The 15604-nt window shown below is 64.7% G+C and carries 14 protein-coding genes; 12 read left to right on the top strand and 2 right to left on the bottom strand.

The annotated features are described in order from the left end of the window. The 6 genes from EOA78_RS13160 to EOA78_RS13135 form a co-directional block, all read left to right on the top strand. Positions 1 to 1056: hypothetical protein (locus EOA78_RS13160; RefSeq protein WP_127315497.1), on the top strand; the 1056-nt coding region annotated here is incomplete at its 5' end. Positions 1057 to 1221: 165 nt separating this feature from the next. Continuing rightward, the gene (locus EOA78_RS13155; RefSeq protein WP_127315496.1) at positions 1222 to 2526 is read left to right on the top strand and encodes an ABC transporter substrate-binding protein; all 1305 of its coding nucleotides are present in this window, start codon (positions 1222 to 1224) and stop codon (positions 2524 to 2526) included. A gap of 15 nt (positions 2527 to 2541) precedes the next feature. Further along, positions 2542 to 3423: a branched-chain amino acid ABC transporter permease gene (locus EOA78_RS13150; RefSeq protein WP_127315495.1), complete on the top strand. Its 882-nt coding sequence runs from the start codon at positions 2542 to 2544 to the stop codon at positions 3421 to 3423. Continuing rightward, positions 3420 to 4382, top strand: a complete 963-nt coding sequence (locus tag EOA78_RS13145) for a branched-chain amino acid ABC transporter permease (protein WP_127315494.1) — start codon at positions 3420 to 3422, stop codon at positions 4380 to 4382. The genes EOA78_RS13150 and EOA78_RS13145 overlap by 4 nt, the downstream gene beginning before the upstream one ends. Continuing rightward, positions 4379 to 5104, top strand: a complete 726-nt coding sequence (locus EOA78_RS13140; RefSeq protein ID WP_127315493.1) for an ABC transporter ATP-binding protein — start codon at positions 4379 to 4381, stop codon at positions 5102 to 5104. The genes EOA78_RS13145 and EOA78_RS13140 overlap by 4 nt, the downstream gene beginning before the upstream one ends. After that, positions 5101 to 5820, top strand: a complete 720-nt coding sequence (locus EOA78_RS13135) for an ABC transporter ATP-binding protein (protein WP_127315492.1) — start codon at positions 5101 to 5103, stop codon at positions 5818 to 5820. The genes EOA78_RS13140 and EOA78_RS13135 overlap by 4 nt, the downstream gene beginning before the upstream one ends. On the opposite strand, the gene EOA78_RS13130 is transcribed toward EOA78_RS13135, so the two are convergent. Next, positions 5821 to 7251, bottom strand: coding sequence for a sodium:proton antiporter (locus EOA78_RS13130; RefSeq protein WP_127315491.1), 1431 nt, complete (start codon positions 7249 to 7251; stop codon positions 5821 to 5823). Between the two features lie 41 nt (positions 7252 to 7292). After that, positions 7293 to 7892 (bottom strand): bifunctional nicotinamidase/pyrazinamidase, encoded by a 600-nt coding sequence (gene pncA / locus EOA78_RS13125; RefSeq protein WP_127315490.1) that lies wholly within the window; start codon positions 7890 to 7892, stop codon positions 7293 to 7295. Positions 7893 to 8193: 301 nt separating this feature from the next. Between pncA and EOA78_RS13120 the strand changes: the two genes are divergently transcribed. From EOA78_RS13120 to EOA78_RS13095, 6 genes are all read left to right on the top strand, one after another. Continuing rightward, on the top strand, positions 8194 to 9057 hold the full coding sequence (locus EOA78_RS13120; RefSeq protein ID WP_127315489.1) for a xanthine dehydrogenase family protein subunit M: 864 nt from the start codon (positions 8194 to 8196) through the stop codon (positions 9055 to 9057). An 80-nt stretch (positions 9058 to 9137) separates the two neighbouring features. After that, on the top strand, positions 9138 to 11891 hold the full coding sequence (locus EOA78_RS13115) for a molybdopterin-dependent oxidoreductase (RefSeq protein ID WP_245477486.1): 2754 nt from the start codon (positions 9138 to 9140) through the stop codon (positions 11889 to 11891). Continuing rightward, entirely contained in the window at positions 11888 to 13429 is a 1542-nt protein-coding gene (locus tag EOA78_RS13110; protein ID WP_127315488.1) for a 6-hydroxynicotinate reductase, read from the top strand. Before EOA78_RS13115 ends, EOA78_RS13110 begins: the two co-directional genes overlap by 4 nt. Beyond that, positions 13429 to 14310: a UPF0280 family protein gene (locus EOA78_RS13105; RefSeq protein WP_127315487.1), complete on the top strand. Its 882-nt coding sequence runs from the start codon at positions 13429 to 13431 to the stop codon at positions 14308 to 14310. Before EOA78_RS13110 ends, EOA78_RS13105 begins: the two co-directional genes overlap by 1 nt. Beyond that, positions 14303 to 14887 (top strand): amino acid synthesis family protein, encoded by a 585-nt coding sequence (locus EOA78_RS13100; RefSeq protein WP_127315486.1) that lies wholly within the window; start codon positions 14303 to 14305, stop codon positions 14885 to 14887. Before EOA78_RS13105 ends, EOA78_RS13100 begins: the two co-directional genes overlap by 8 nt. Then, complete coding sequence (locus EOA78_RS13095) at positions 14884 to 15345, top strand: MarR family transcriptional regulator (RefSeq protein WP_127315485.1); 462 nt, start codon at positions 14884 to 14886, stop codon at positions 15343 to 15345. The genes EOA78_RS13100 and EOA78_RS13095 overlap by 4 nt, the downstream gene beginning before the upstream one ends. Positions 15346 to 15604: the final 259 nt, after the last annotated feature.

Below are 15604 nucleotides of genomic sequence, written 5' to 3'. Positions count from 1 at the left end.
GGGCTGGTTTTGCTGCAGGGGCTGCTCGGCAATCTCTGGTCATGGCTGAACCCATGGTACGGGCCTTGGCGTGTCATTTCCCGCCTGTTCGGCAAGCGGCAGACATGGCGCCCGCCTCCGTGGCTTGGCTGCTGGCCGGCCGTCGTGCTGTTCTTCGCCTTCGCCTGGTTCGAGCTGATCGACCCGGCGCCCGACGACCCGGCGCGGCTCGCCTGGGCCGCCGGCTCCTATTGGCTGCTGAGTTTTGCCGCCATGCTGGTGTTCGGCTACCGCGACTGGAGCCGGCGAGGCGAGTTCCTGGCCGTCTTCTTCGCCATGATTGCACGCTTCGCCCTCCTTCAGCGCAATGAAGTCGAGCGCAGTGAAGGCGGTCGGCTCAGTCTGTGCTGGCCGGGCGCCAAGCTCAGCGATGCCGCGCCGCTGTCGCTCAGCGGCATTGCTTTCCTGCTGCTTGCGCTGTCGTCGGTCTCCTTCGATGGCCTGTCGAAAACCTTCTTTTGGCTCGGCCTGTTCGGCCTCAATCCGCTGGAGTTTCCAGGCCGCACGGCCGTGATCGGCATCGGCAGTCTCGGGCTGGTGCTGATGTTCGTCCTGCTTGCGGCCGCATTCATCCTTGCGACTGTGCTTGGCCAGCGTCTTGCCGGCAGCCCGCATTCCCTCAGCCAGGCCGCAGGGCTGCTGGTCTGGTCGATCGTGCCGATCGCGCTCGCCTACCATGTCGCGCATTACCTGACGGCGCTGCTGGTCGACGGCCAATACGCCATCGCCGCTCTTTCCGACCCGTTTGCGCTGGGCTGGAACCTGCTCGGCACCGCCGGCATGCAGATCGAAGCCGGCGTGGCCGCCGGCGCCGGCTCGGCATGGTGGCTGTGGAATCTCCAGGCCGGCGTCATCATCGCCGGCCACATGCTCGCCGTGCTCGTTGCCCATGGCCTCGCCTGGCGATTGCACCCGGTTCCCGCTCGCGCCGCGCTCAGCCAGTTTCCGCTCACCGTGCTGATGATCGCCTATACGGTCTTCGGCCTGTGGTTACTTGCCACGCCTTCAGTCGGATGAGACAAAAGCCCGGCTCGATGGCGTCGATTGAACGTTGGGGAAAGCCCGCTTGCCACACCAGGGCTTTGATGATTTAGTTTGTACACATGCAATTTCGGCGCTCTTACCAGAGTGGCCCGCTTCGCTACAGCCATTGGTCAAAACTCAAAAACAAGGGGAACTGCCGTGACTGACAAGAATGGGTTTTTCGATCTCTCCAAAACCGGTCTCACCCGCCGCACGGCGCTGAAGGGGTTGGCCGCGGGCGCTGGTCTCGCCGTCGCGCCTGGGTTCGTGCGTTACAGCCAGGCGCAAAGCTCGGCGCCGATAAAGATCGGCTTCCAGTCCCACCGCACCGGCATCGGCGCCGCCTATGGTCGCTGGTACGAGAGAACCACCGCCGCCGCGGTCAAGGCGATCAACGAAGCCGGCGGCATCAACGGCCGGCCGGTCGAGGTGATCATCGAGGATGACGGCACCGATCCCGGCCGCGGCGCCGAAGTGGTCGGCAAATTCGCCACCCAGCACAAGACCGACATCGTTTACGGCACGCTGTTTTCGCATGTCGTCATCGGCTCGGCGCCGGCCGCCGGCGAGGCCAAGATGCCCTATTTCGTCGTCAGCGAAGGCCACCACGTCGCCTCGACCAAGCTCAACCGCTACGTTTTCCAGCCCGGCATCACCGACGTGAAGAGCCAGATCCAGGCGATGGCGCCGTGGATCGCGGCGAATGCCGGCAAGAAGGTGACGCAGATATTCCCAGATTTCGCCTTCGGCTACGACCATCGCGACTACCTGCCGCCGGCGCTGAAGGCGCAAGGCGCCGAAGTCATTGCCCAGATCGCCATCCCGCCGACGGAATCGTCCTTCACCAAATACTTCCCGCAGATCCCAGCCGAGACCGAGGTGATCTACCACGTCATGGTCGGTCCGGCGGTGCTCACCTTCGTCAAGGAACTCGGCGAGTTCTATGGCTCCAACCGGCCGCAGCTGTTCGGCTTCATCGATTCACTCGAAGCCACCGACATCAACAGCCCCGGCCTCGAATTCCTCGACGGCAGCCATTTCTGGGAAGGCTCGCCGCGCTACGCGCAGCCCAATGATTCCGCCGCGCAGAAGGCCTATCGCGCCGCCGTCGGCATCGACGACAATGGCGCTGCCGTCGGCGATCCGAAGGATGTCTCCACCGCCGCGCACATGTTCGGCTGCTGGGAAACGCTCTATGTCGTCAAGAAGGCGATGGAGGATGCCGGCTACAAGGGTCCGGAAGACCGCGCCAAGCTGGTCGAGGCGACCGAGGCCTTGACCGAGTTCGCCGAGGGCCCGGAGCATCCGCAAGGGCCGAAGACCTTCAACGGCAAGATCCATCAGTGTTTTGGCATCCAGAACATCTCCAAGGTCGAAGGCGGCAGGCTGAACGTCGTCCACAAGACCAAGATCGAGGACGGCCTCTATGAGCCGGAAGGGGATTACACGACCCAGCCGCTGTAAGCTTGCCAGCGCATAATGGCCTTCGGACCCCACCTCCTCCTCGCCGCCCTCGAAGGCCTCGTCACCTCCGCCGTGCTGGCGCTGACGGCGCTCGGCCTGTCGCTGGTGTTCGGCGTCATGCGCGTCGTCAATGTCGCCCATGGCGAGTTCTTCATGCTCGGCGCGGTGCTTGCCTGGGCGATCTCCACGGCGATATCAGGCCATCCGGCGCTCGGCTTCCTGACCGCCCTCGTGCTGGCGCCGCTGATCGTCGGTCTGATCGCGCTCGTCTCCGAACGGCTGGTGCTGCGCCGGCTGAATTACAATCCGGAAGCCACCATCGTCGCCACCATCGGCATGCTCTACATCATCCAGCAACTGGCGCTGACCTTCTACGGTCCGGAGGCACGGCCGGTGGAGCCGCCCTTCAGCTATCGCATCCTTTTGCCGTGGTTCGGCTACTCCGGCTACAAGCTGTCAGTCATCGCCGCATCGGCGCTCCTGCTGGTCGCGACGTGGTTCGTGCTGACGCGTACGAAAATCGGCCTCGTGATGCGCGCCACGCAATATGACCGCGAGACTGCGCAGGCCTTCGGCATTCCGGTCGACCGCGTCTATGCGGGCGTCTTCGCGCTCGGCGCCATGCTGGCGGCGGTGGCCGCCGTGCTGATCGTCCCGATCAGCCAGGCGCACTATCTGATGGGCCAGGACCCGCTGCTGCTGTCCTTCATCGTCGTCATCATCGGCGGGCTCGGCTCGCTGCGCGGCACCGTCGTCGCTGCCGTGCTCATCGGCTTGTCGGACGGCATCATCTCGGTGTTCTTCTCGCCGACGCTCGCCAAGATCATCGCCACGCTGCTGGTTGCCATGGTGCTGGTGTTCCGGCCGCAAGGCCTGTTTGGAACGGCATCGCGATGAAGGAGGCTTCACCGGCAAAAGCCTATACGTTGCATCTGGGCGTCATCGCGCTGCTTTTCACCCTAAGCTTCGTCCTGCCGGAATATCATCACGGGCTGCTCGCCCGCATCATGGTGCTGGCGGTCTTCGCCATGGGCTACAACATGCTGTTCGGCTATGTCGGGCTGCTCAGCCTCGGCCACGCCATGTTCTTTTCGGCTGGGCTCTATGGCGCAGGCCTTGCCGTCATCCATCTCGGCTGGAGCGTGCCGGCCGCCTTCGCCGCCGGCCTTGCATGCGGCGCGCTTCTCGCGCTGGTGATCGGGGTGCTGGCGCTGCGTACTTCCGGCGTTGCCTTCATGATCGTCACCATGATGTTCGCGCAGGTTTTCTATCTCATAATCCTCTATTTCGCGGCCTGGACCGGCGGCGATCAGGGCCTGGTCGTGCCGCAGTCGGCGCGTGTGCTTGTTTTGGGCGATGCGTCGCTCGGCCTCACCGACCCGACCGTGCGCTACATGAGCGCGCTCGCCCTGTTCTCGATCGTGCTGCTGGTGGCGCTCGTTATCGTCCGCTCCAGGTATGGCCGTGTGCTGGTCGCCATTCGCGAAAACGAGGAGCGGACCAAGATGCTCGGCTACGACACGTTTTCCAACAAGCTCGCCGCGGTCGTCGTCTCCGGCACGATCTGCGCGGCTTCGGGCGCCGCCTACGCGCTGCTGTTCGGTTATGTCGGCTCGACCTTCGCCTCGGTGCAATACTCCATCCTGCCGCTGCTCTGGGTGCTGCTCGGCGGTGCTGCGACCACGCTCGGTCCGCTGATCGGCACGCTGTTCATGTACTATGTCGTCGACATCACCAGCGGCTACACCTCGGCCTATCTGCTGATCGTCGGCATCGCCCTCATCCTGCTGGTGCTGTTCTTCCCCAAGGGCATCCTCGGCACCATCCGCCAGCGCTGGCTGGGATGGCTGCCATGATGCCGCTGCTGACGACCGAGGGCCTGTCCCGCAATTTCGGCGGCCTGCGCGCCGTCGACGGCGTCGACTTCGCCCTCATGCCGGGCGAGATTCGTGCCGTCATCGGCCCCAACGGCGCCGGCAAGACCACCTTTGTCAGCCTGGTCAGCGGCCGCATCCAGCCGTCGTCGGGCATGATCGTCTTCGACGGCGCCGACATCACCAGCCTGCCAGCATACGCCAGGGTCCGCCTTGGCATCGCCTACACCTTCCAGATCACCAGCGTCTTTGCCAATCTCACCGCTTACGACAACGTCGCGCTGCCGGTGCAGCGCACGCTGACCGACGGCCGCTCGAAAGGCGCCGTGCATGCCGGCGCCATGGCGGCGCTGGAGCGCACCGGCCTTGCCGACCGCGCCCACATGCCGGCCGGGCAATTGTCGTATGGCCATCAGCGCCTGCTCGAAGTGGCGATGGGGCTGGCGCTAAAACCGCGCCTGCTGATTCTCGACGAGCCGACGCAGGGGCTGGCCGACAGCGAGATCGACAATTTTATCGGGCTGGTGCGCGAGATCGCCAAAAGCGCCACCGTGCTTCTGATAGAACACAACATGCCGGTGGTCATGCAGCTTGCCGACCGCATCACCGTCTTCAACGCCGGCAAGATCCTGGCCGAAGGCACGCCCGAGCAGGTCCGTGCCAATGCCGAAGTGCAGGACGCCTATTTGGGGACCGCCCCATGACTGAAAAACGGTCTGAAGCACTGACCATCTCCGGGCTCGACTGCTTCTACGGCCAGGTCCAGGTGCTCTACGGCCTCGACCTCGTGTTGAACAAGGGCGAGGTGCTTTGCCTGTTTGGCCGCAACGGCGCCGGCAAGACGACGACGCTGAAGGCGATCATGGGCCTCGTTCCCTCACGCGCCGGCTCGATCAGGCTCGACGGCAAGGAGTTGACTGGCCTGCTGGCGCATGACGTGCCGAAGGCCGGCGTCGCCTATGTGCCGCAGGGCCGGCGGCTGTTCGCCGAGATGACGGTGGCTGAAAACATCGAGATCGGCATGATGGCCCGCGGCAAGGGCAAGACTACGCGCGAAAACGTGCTCGAGCTTTTCCCGCTGCTGCGCCAGCGGCTGAGACAACGCTCCGGCACGCTGTCGGGCGGCGAGCAGCAGATGCTGGCTATGGCGCGGGCCCTGTGTCTCGAACCGCAGGTGCTTCTGCTCGACGAGCCGACCGAGGGGCTGATGCCGTCAATGATCGCCAGGATTCGCGAGACGGTAGCGAAGCTGCGCGACCTTGGCGTCTCGACGATCCTGGTCGAGCAGCGCGTCGATGCCGTGCTGTCCGTCGCCGACCGGGTCTCGTTCATCGAAAACGGCCGCAACCGCGAGACCGTCGATGTCGAGGAGCTCCGCGCCGATCCGTCGGCGGTCCGCCGCTATGTCGGCGTCGGCTGATCAGCCAAAGAATAGAAAACCCGCGATCAGGAATATCGGGATCAGCACCGCGCCCGACCATGCCATGTAGCCGAAGAAGCCCGGCATTTTCACGCCGCGATGTCTGGCAATGGCGTAGACCATGAAGTTCGGCGCATTGCCGATATAGGTGTTGGCGCCCATGAACACCGCGCTGGCCGAGATCGCCGCGAGCGTCGAGGCGAGGGTGGTCATCAGATGTTTCGGATCGCCGCCGGCGAGCTCGAAGAACACCAGATAGGTCGGCGCATTGTCGAGGAAGGATGACAGCGCTCCGGTCATCCAGAAATAAGCGAGGTCGTTTGGCTCGCCCGTCGGCGAGCTGACAAGCGAGACCAGCGGTGCCAGCGCGCCGTCGGGGCCGGCCCTGAGAATGGCGATGACCGGCACGATGCAGATGAAGATGCCGGCAAACAATTTCGCCACCTCGGCGATCGGCTCCCAATGGAAGTTGTTTGCCTGCCTGTGGCTTTTCTGGGAGACGCCGAGCGAAAGGAAGGCAAGCGCCAGGATGATGGCGTCGCGCACGAGGTTCTGCAGTTCAAGGCTCACGCCCTGGACGGAGAAAGCCACGCCCGGCTTCCAGGTCGCGGAAAGCAGGATCGCGCCGATCACCCCGGCCAACAGCGGGACGTTGGGCAGGCCGCGGATGCGCACCTTCGTGTCCGGTGTTGGATCCTTGATCTTTGGCGCGCCGGCCTCGCGGCGATGCAGGATGATGTCCATGGCCAGGAAGACGGCCAGCACCAGGCCGCCGACGAACAGTGTCTCCTGAAAGAGGTTGGTGGTGGTCCAGAAGAAATCGACGCCGCGCAGAAAGCCGACGAACAGCGGCGGGTCGCCGAGCGGCGTCAGCGACCCGCCGATGTTGGACACCAGGAAAATGAAGAAGATGACGACATGGGCATTGAACGGCCGGTTGTCGTTGGCGCGCAGGATCGGCCGGATCAGGATCATCGAGGCGCCGGTCGTGCCGATGACTGAGGCGAGCATCGCCCCGATCAGCAGCAATCCGGCATTCACCAGCGGCGTGCCATGGATGTTGCCGGCGACGAGGATGCCGCCTGAAATGGTGAACAGCGCAAACAGAAGAATGATGAACGACATGTATTCGGTGAGCAGCGCGTGCAATACCGCGTCTGTGGCCGAAGGCATGCCGAACGCCACCGCCAGCGGCACGACCGCGAGCGCCGCCCAGAAGAAGGTGATCTTGCCGTAGTGATGCTCCCAGACATGGTGGAAGAGCAATGGTCCGGTGGCGATCGACAGCAGCAGGCCGGCAAAGGGCAGCGCCCACCACAACGACATTGTTTGGCCCGGCAACTCGTGGGCCTCGGCTGCGAGCGCCATTCCCGGAAACAGGGTTGCGACTGCCACCACTGCGCCCGCCGTCAAAGCCGCCGCAAACCGCATAAAGCCCCCTCTGGAATTGTGTCGGATGCGATTGGTGATGTTCAAGCCAGCGTCACGCCGGCATCGCGCATCCGATTCAGCATCGTCTCGACGGACCCGTTGAGATTGATGCCGCGGCAGCCGTCGAGCCGCACTGTTGTGTGGAAGCCCTGCTTGACCGCATCGAGCGCCGAAAAGGCGACACAGAAATCGGTCGCAAGACCAACCAGCGTCAGCGTGTCGATGCCGCGCTCCCTGAGATACCCGGCAAGACCGGTCGGCGTCGTATGGTCGTTCTCGAAGAAGGCCGAATAGCTGTCGATCGCCGGCCGGAAGCCCTTGCGGATGACCAGTTCCGCCTTGGTCCAGGCGAGGCCGGAGTGAAAGTCCGAGCCTAGGCTGCCCTGGATGCAGTGGTCCGGCCACAGCGTCTGCTGGCCGTAAGGCATCTCGATCGTCTCGAACGGCTGGTTGCCGGGATGACTGGAGGCAAAGCTTGAATGGCCGGCGGGATGCCAGTCCTGCGTCAGCACGACATGTTCGGTCCGCCGGATCAGGTCGTTGACCAGCGGCACGATCTCGTCGCCGCCGGCCACTGGCAGCGCGCCGCCCGGGCAGAAATCGTTCTGCAGGTCGATGATGACAAGCGCTTCGTCGGCCATGGAGCCTCCCTCTTGTTTGTCGCGGAGGCATGACCCGGAAGTCTGCCGCAACGTGGATTCCGGTGTTCGAAGCCAGGCTCCCCCGAAAAATGCCGCTGACGCGACCGGATGCAGAAACTTGACCAGATGGCCGGCTGCGTCAACTCCAAGGGCGTAACAAATGCGTGCCGCCGCGCGCCGAGGCGGAGAGCGGCCCCAAACTCTGGCTTTGACAATTCTTGCCGGCTTGATATCATTTGCATACGAATGAATTTGACCGGCCCGAGTGCCGGAAGGATCGCTATTTCTGGGAAGGCAAAGCGTGATCCGTTACGCGAAACCCACCACCGTCGACGAGGCTCTCGCTTTGCTTGGCGAGGCTTCGTGGCGCATCCTTGCCGGCGGCACCGATTTCTACCCGGCACAAGGGGCCAAGCCTTTCCGCGAGAATGTTCTCGACATCAACGGTCTGGCGGCGCTGCGTGGTATCGCCGAAACGGAGGACCATTGGGTCATCGGTGCGCGCACGACCTGGACCGATCTTGTCCGTCATCCGCTGCCGGCGGCTTTCGATGCGCTGAAGCAGGCGGCGCGTGAAGTCGGGTCCGTGCAGATTCAGAACGTCGCCTCCATCGCCGGCAATCTCTGCAATGCCTCCCCGGCCGCCGATGGCGTGCCGGCTCTGCTCATTCTCGACGCCGAGGTCGAACTGCGCTCGGTGGCGATGGTCCGCCATCTGCCGCTGCAAAAGTTCATCTTGGGAAACCGCCGCACGGAACTGCAGCCGGGCGAAATGGTGACCGCCATCCGCGTGCCGAAAAACGCGGCCACCGGGGCGTCGGCTTTCGTAAAACTCGGCGCGCGTCGCTATCTCGTCATTTCCATAGCCATGGCGGCCGCCCGCCTGACCGTTGAGGACGGCATCGTCGGCAATGCTGCCGTCGCCGTGGGCTCCTGCTCCGTTGTCGCCAAGCGTCTCTCGGGCGTCGAAGCAGCCTTGCCGAGGCTCCCGGTCGACCACGCTCTCGCCACCGCGATCCAGTCCGCACCGATGGACGAGCTGTCGCCGATCGGCGATGTCCGCGGCAGCGCCGAATACCGGCTGGACGCCGCGCGCGAGATCGTCGCCCGCGCCACACTAGATGCCGCGGGTTACCCGTCGAGCGACAAAGCGGTGGCGGCATGAGCAAAGCTCAACCTAGCATCAGCGGAGCTCAGCCTGGCATGAGCGAGGCTCAGCCTGGCATCAGCGGAGCTCAGCCTGGCATGAGCATGGAACGCGCCGATATCGCTTTCAAGGTCAACGGCGCCGCCGTTTCTGTCTGCGTGCCGCCGGTTCGCCGTCTCTCTTCGGTGCTGCGCGACGAATTGCACCTGACCGGCACCAAGGTCGGCTGCGACGCCGGCGACTGCGGCGCTTGCACCGTGCTTGTCGATGGCGAACCGGTCTGCGCCTGCCTCATGTCAGCGGCTTCTGCCGCTGGCACCGTGGTGACGACCGTCGAGGGTCTCGCCAACGGCAGATTATCGGCGCTGCAGGCCTCGTTCCTCGATCATGGCGCAGCGCAGTGTGGCATCTGCACACCCGGCCTGCTGGTCGCGGCGACCGCACTTCTCGACAGCAAGCCCAACCCAACCGAGGCTGAAACACAGGATGCACTGGGCGGCGTCCTGTGCCGCTGCACCGGCTACCGCAAGATCATCGCGGCGGTGATAGATGCATCGCGCCATGCCGATGGCCTCGACCATCGTATGCCGCAGTCCGGCCACGCCGTAGGTTCATCCCCGATCAGGCTCGACGGCCTGCCGAAAGTCACTGGCGGTGAAAAATTCGGCGGCGATTCCTTTCCGGCCGATGCGCTGGCGGTGCTGGTGGTTCGCTCGCCGCATCATCATGCCCGCTTCGCGTTCGGCGATCTCGACGCCTGGGTAAAAGCTCATCCCGGCACCATCGGCGTCTTCACTGCTGCCGACATTCCTGGAAAGAACAACTTCGGCGTCATTGTGCCTTTTGCCGACCAGCCGGCACTGGCCGAAGGTTTTTCGCGCTTTCGCGGCGAGGCGGTGGCGCTGGTTGCCGGTGAGCGCGAGGCCATGCTCGATCTCGACCTTTCGGATTTCCCTGTTCGTTGGACTGAGTTGCCGCACGTTCTGCAGCCTTGCGAGGCGCAAGCCGGCGGCGCACAACTGATCCACGAGAATCGGCCGGCAAATCTGCTCACTACTGGCTTCGTCGAGCGCGGTGATCCGGAGGCCGCCCTTGCCGGCGCTGCCTTCACCGTTTCCGGCGCCATCGACACCTCCTATGTCGAGCACGCCTATATCGAGCCGGAAGCCGGCTATGCCTACATGGATGGCGAAACGCTCGTCGTCGTTGCCTGCACACAGGCGCCCTACATGGACCGCGACGACGTGGCAAAGGTACTTGGCCTTGCCGTCGACAAGGTGCGTATCGTGCCGACCGCCACCGGGGGCGGCTTCGGCTCCAAGCTCGATGTTTCGTTGCAGCCGCTGATCGGTCTGGTCGCGATGCAAACCGGGCGGCCGGCAGCACTCGCCTACACCCGCAATGAATCGATGATCTCGACCACGAAGCGCCATCCCGCTGAGATGAAGGCGACGATCGGCGCCGATGCCGATGGCCGCATCATCGGCATGGTCTTTGCAGGCGATTTCAACACCGGCGCCTATGCGAGCTGGGGTCCGACCGTCGCCAACCGCGTGCCGGTGCATGCCTCCGGTCCCTATGCAACACCGAACTATCGCGCCGAAGGCCGCGCCATCCACACAAACGGCCCGATCTCCGGCGCCTTCCGCGGCTTCGGCGTGCCGCAGGCGACGATCATGCAGGAGACGCTCTATGACGAGCTGGCCGAAAAGCTTGGGCTGGATCGGCTCGATTTTCGGCTGAAAAACTGCCTTCGTAACGGCTCCGAAACTGTTACTGGCCAGAGGCTGGAATCGGGTGTCGGCATCGCTGAGTGCCTCGAAGCGCTGCGGCCCCATTGGATGCGCGCCCTTGTCGATGCCGAGTTGTTCAACGCCGGCAGCAGCACAAAAAAACGCGGCGTCGGTGTCGCCTCTTGCTGGTATGGCTGCGGCAACACCTCGCTGCCCAATCCGTCGACCATCAGGGTCGGCATCTCCGCCTCCGGCGATGTCGTCCTGCATCAGGGTGCGGTCGACATCGGGCAAGGCTCGAATACGGTCATTGCCCAGATCTGCGCCGACGCGCTCGGCCTGCCGCTGGAAAGATTCAAGCTGAAAAGCGCCGACACGGCGATCACGCCGGACGCCGGCAAGACGTCCGCCTCGCGCCAGACCTTCGTGACCGGCAAGGCCGCCGAAAAGGCTGGCCGCGCCTTGCGCGAGACCATGCTGCGCTTCGCCAATGTGTCGGAGAAGGCAGCGATCGCTCTGGATGGCACAAGCCTGATCATCCGCGAGGACGAAGCGACACGGCATATCGATTTGTCCGCGATGAAGGCCGATGCCGATGGCTTCGTCTTCCGCGCCGAGGAAAGCTACGACCCGCCGACGCTGCCGCTCGACGCCAAGGGCCAGGGCAAGCCTTACGCGGTCTACGGCTACGGCGCGCAGATCGCCGAGCTGGAGGTCGACCTCAAGCTCGGCACGGCGAAGCTGATCAAGATCACCGCCGCGCATGATGTCGGCAAGGCAATCAATCCGCTGCTCGCCGAAGGCCAGATCGAGGGCGGCATCGCACAAGGCATCGGCATGGCGCTGATGGAGGAATACATCCCCGGCCGCACCGAGAATCTGCACGATTATCTCATCCCGACCATCGGTGACGTACCGCCGATCGAGACCATCCTGATCGAAGTTTCGGATCCGGAAGGACCCTTTGGCGCCAAGGGTCTGGGCGAACACGTGCTGATCCCGACCGCGCCCGCGATCCTCAATGCGATACGGCATGCCACCGGCGTCCTGGTCACCAGAATCCCAGCGACGCCGAGCCGCATCCGCGCCGCGATCCGGGAAAAGGAGGCGCGCCGATGAGCGAGCTTGCCGAACGCTTCGAGACGCATGATCCCGGCGAGAAGCAGGTGGCGGAGAAGATACGCTGCGATGCCTGCCCGGTCATGTGCTACATATCAGACGGCCGTACCGGCGCCTGTGATCGCTATGGCAATGTCGACGGCAGGATCGTGCGGATGGATCCGCTGACCATCCTCGACCACGCGACCGAGACCGGTGGCGCGGTCGTGCCGTTCGTCGCCGAAGGCGAGGCCTGGGATGGCGAACTGGTCAACACCGGCCGCCGCTTCGTCACCGCGATCGGCGCCGGCACCACCTATCCCGACTACAAGCCGGCCCCTTTCATCGTCAGCCAGGAGGTCGAAGGCGTCGATCTCGTCACCGTGGTCACCGAGGGCATCTTCTCCTACTGCGGCGTCAAGGTGAAGATCGATACTGACCGTCATATCGGCCCCGAAACGGCGACGGTCCGCGCCGGAGGCGAGGCAATCGGCCATGTCACGACAGGCGAATATGGTTCGCAGATGCTGTCGCTGGGCGGCGTGCACCACTTGACCGGCGGCTCGAAAGCCGAAGGCCGCGCCACCTGCGATGCGCTGCTCAATCTGTGCAACCGCAAGCCGGTCGAACTCACCATCGACGACGGTGCTGCGGTCATCGTCGAAGCCGGCAAGCCGCCGGTCATCGACGGCAAGCTCGAACACCGCATGCGCGTCGGCTGCGGCTCTGCCACAATCGGCATGTTCGCCACCCAGTGGCGCGGTCTGGTCGACGAGGTGGTGGTGGTCGACGACCATATCACCGGCGTCGTCTCCGAGCATCAGGCAGGCAAGGTGCTGGGCTGGCAGGATACCGGCATCAAGATCATCGGCCGCCGCTCGACCCCGGGCCGCTATTTCAAGGTCTCGGAGCCGGGTCTCGGCTGGGGCGGCACCAGCATTTCCGATCCGCTGTCGATCCTTGGCGAGTGGAATGCGAAAAGGGGCGCGTGTCCGGGCCTGTCGCTGCTGATGGTCTCGACGACCGGCGAGCAGTTCGCCTATTACGAGCTCGACGCCGATTTGAAGCCGGTGCAAAAACCGTTCCCGGAGCGGCTGCAGAAGTCCGTCGGCCTGATCGAGGACAATTGCGAGCCGGCGCTGTGCACCGTGCTGTTCGTCGGCGGTGCCGGCGGTTCGCTGCGCGCTGGCGTCACCGAGAACCCGGTCAATCTGACCCGCTCGGTGCAGGGCCTAACGACTTATGTGACCGTTGGCGGCGCGCCGGTCTATGTCTGGCCGGGCGGCGGCATCACGCTGATGGTCGACGTCACCCGCGTGCCGGAAAACGCCTTCGGCTATGTGCCGACACCGGCGCTGGTCGCGCCGATCGAGTTCACCCTGCGCCGCGACGACTATGTCAGGCTCGGCGGCTACGAAGCCGAGATCCGCAGCGTCGATGACATTCTCGCCAAAGGCGGCGAATATCTCAATCCGCGCCGCGGCACGGCTGCGCCGGCCAACAATCCGTGGCCGCCGCTGGCGCAGTTGCGGCGCGCAGCGGGCAACAGGGTCAAGTGATGAACGGCCCGCAGGCGCATTGGCTTGAGGACGGCAGGCGGCTGCATCTCAATCATGGCCCGATCGACCTGATCATCGAGGCATTTGGCGATGCGAGCGAATGCCGCGCCGCCTATGGCCAGGCGGTGGCGCGGTTTCAAACAATCCTGTCGGAACTCGTCGAAGAGCTGCCAGAACTGCGCCGGCCAGCCTCCTTGCGGCCACATGCTTTCGCTGGCCCGACGGCACGGCGCATGGAAGCGGCGGTCAATCCGCTGGCGGAACAATTCATCACACCCATGGCCGCCGTCGCCGGTTCGGTAGCCGACGAAATGCTTGGCGCGTTGCTGGCCGGGCGCCGGCTCGATCGCGCCTACGTCAACAATGGCGGCGACAGCGCGATCCATCTCGGCAACGGCCGGTCCATGACCCTCGCCATTGCCGGGACAGGTCATGGACTGGCGGACCGGATCACGATCCGCGCCGAAGACGGGATCAGCGGCGTCGCGACCAGCGGCTGGCGCGGCCGTTCCTTTTCGCTCGGCATCGCCGACGCCGTCACCGTGCTGGCGCGGACGGGTGCTGAAGCCGATGCCGCCGCGACCCTGGTCGCCAACGCCGTCGACCTGCCCGGTCATCCCGCTATCGAGCGCGTGCCGGCGTGCGATCTGGCGCCCGAAAGCGACCTTGGCTATCGCTTGGTCACCCAAGCCGTCGGCGTGCTTTCATCAGGCGAAATAGCCGCCGCGCTGGACAGCGGGCTCGCCGTCGCCGAAGAGTGTCGGCGACACGGCCTGATTGCCGCTTCAGCGCTGTTCCTTGCCGGTCAGGCACGGATCGCCGGTCCCATGGCGCTCGCTGCGCCCAGTGAGAAATCAAGGAAGGAAAGTGCCCATGCCTGAGTTTGCGATCCGCAAGGTCGCCGTGCTGACCGAAGAGATATTTCACGAGGGCGGGCCGGTGGCGAAGGTGCCGCGCCGCCGTGCCGCCGCCATGGCGGTGGTAAACAACCCGTTCGCCGGCCGCTACGTGGAGGACCTGCAGAGCGCCATGGACGATCTGAAGCCGCTCGGGCTGCTGCTTTCCGACAAGCTGATCGCCGCATTGGGCGGTGACGTGAAGCAGATCGACGGCTACGGCAAAGGCGCCATCGTCGGTAGCGCGGGCGAGCTGGAGCATGGCGCGCTGTGGCATGTGCCTGGCGGCTATGCGATGCGCGAGCGGCTCGGCGACGCCAAGGCGATCGTGCCATCGGCAAAGAAGGTCGGTGCCTTCGGCTCGCGGCTCGACGTGCCGCTCGGCCATATCAACGCCGCCTATGTGCGCAGCCATTTCGATGCCATGGAGATCGGCATCAGCGACGGGCCTCGTCCCAATGAGATCTTGTTCTGTCTCGCCATGACCTGCGGCCCGCGCGTGCACGACCGCATGGGCGGCCTTGCGGCAAAAGACATCAAGGCTTGGGACGGGCTGCGGTGAGCGCCGAGGACGTCAAGCTCAAGCTGGTCGAGGCCGAGGAGCCAGACGAAAACGATTACCGCTTGCAGGATCAGGTCGGCTTCATCCTGCGCAAGGCGCACCAGCGCCATGTCTCGATCTTCGCCGCGCACATCGCCGACCTGACACCGCCGCAGTTTGCCGCCCTGGCCAAATTGCACGATGTCGGCGAGACCTCGCAGAACCAGCTTGGCAGCCTGATCGCCATGGATGCGGCGACGGTGAAAGGCGTCATCGACCGGCTCAAGGCGCGCGGCCTGGTCGAGCTCTCCAAGCATGAGGTCGACAAAAGGCGCCTGCTGGTCAGTTTGACCGCTGAGGGCCGCGATGCCGTCGAGCGGCTGATCCCGATCGCCCGCGACATCACGGAGGAAACGCTGGCGCCGCTTTCCGCCAAGGAGGTCGCCATTTTCATGAAGCTTTTGGCCAAGCTGGCCTGAGCACGGCCTTGGTCAGCCCTCACCTGCCTGCCGGCATCCTTGCTCGCGACCGCCGTCCTTGGCGGCAAGGTAAGCGCCGTAGCTTGTGACCGTCGACGAGGTCTCCTCGTTGGTGCTCCGGCCATCTCCCCCACTTTGGGGGTGTTTGGACCGGGAGATCGGCAGCGTCAGCACCGCGCCCACTCACTCCCGCGAGGTGTCCGGCAGGCCAGAGGGGGCGCGAGGCATTGCTACAGAACGGCTTTCCAGCCGTGCCGCT

It is taken from the genome of Mesorhizobium sp. M5C.F.Cr.IN.023.01.1.1, from assembly GCF_003997585.1.
GTDB lineage: Bacteria > Pseudomonadota > Alphaproteobacteria > Rhizobiales > Rhizobiaceae > Mesorhizobium > Mesorhizobium wenxiniae.
This window is presented reverse-complemented; position numbering and strand designations above follow the sequence as displayed.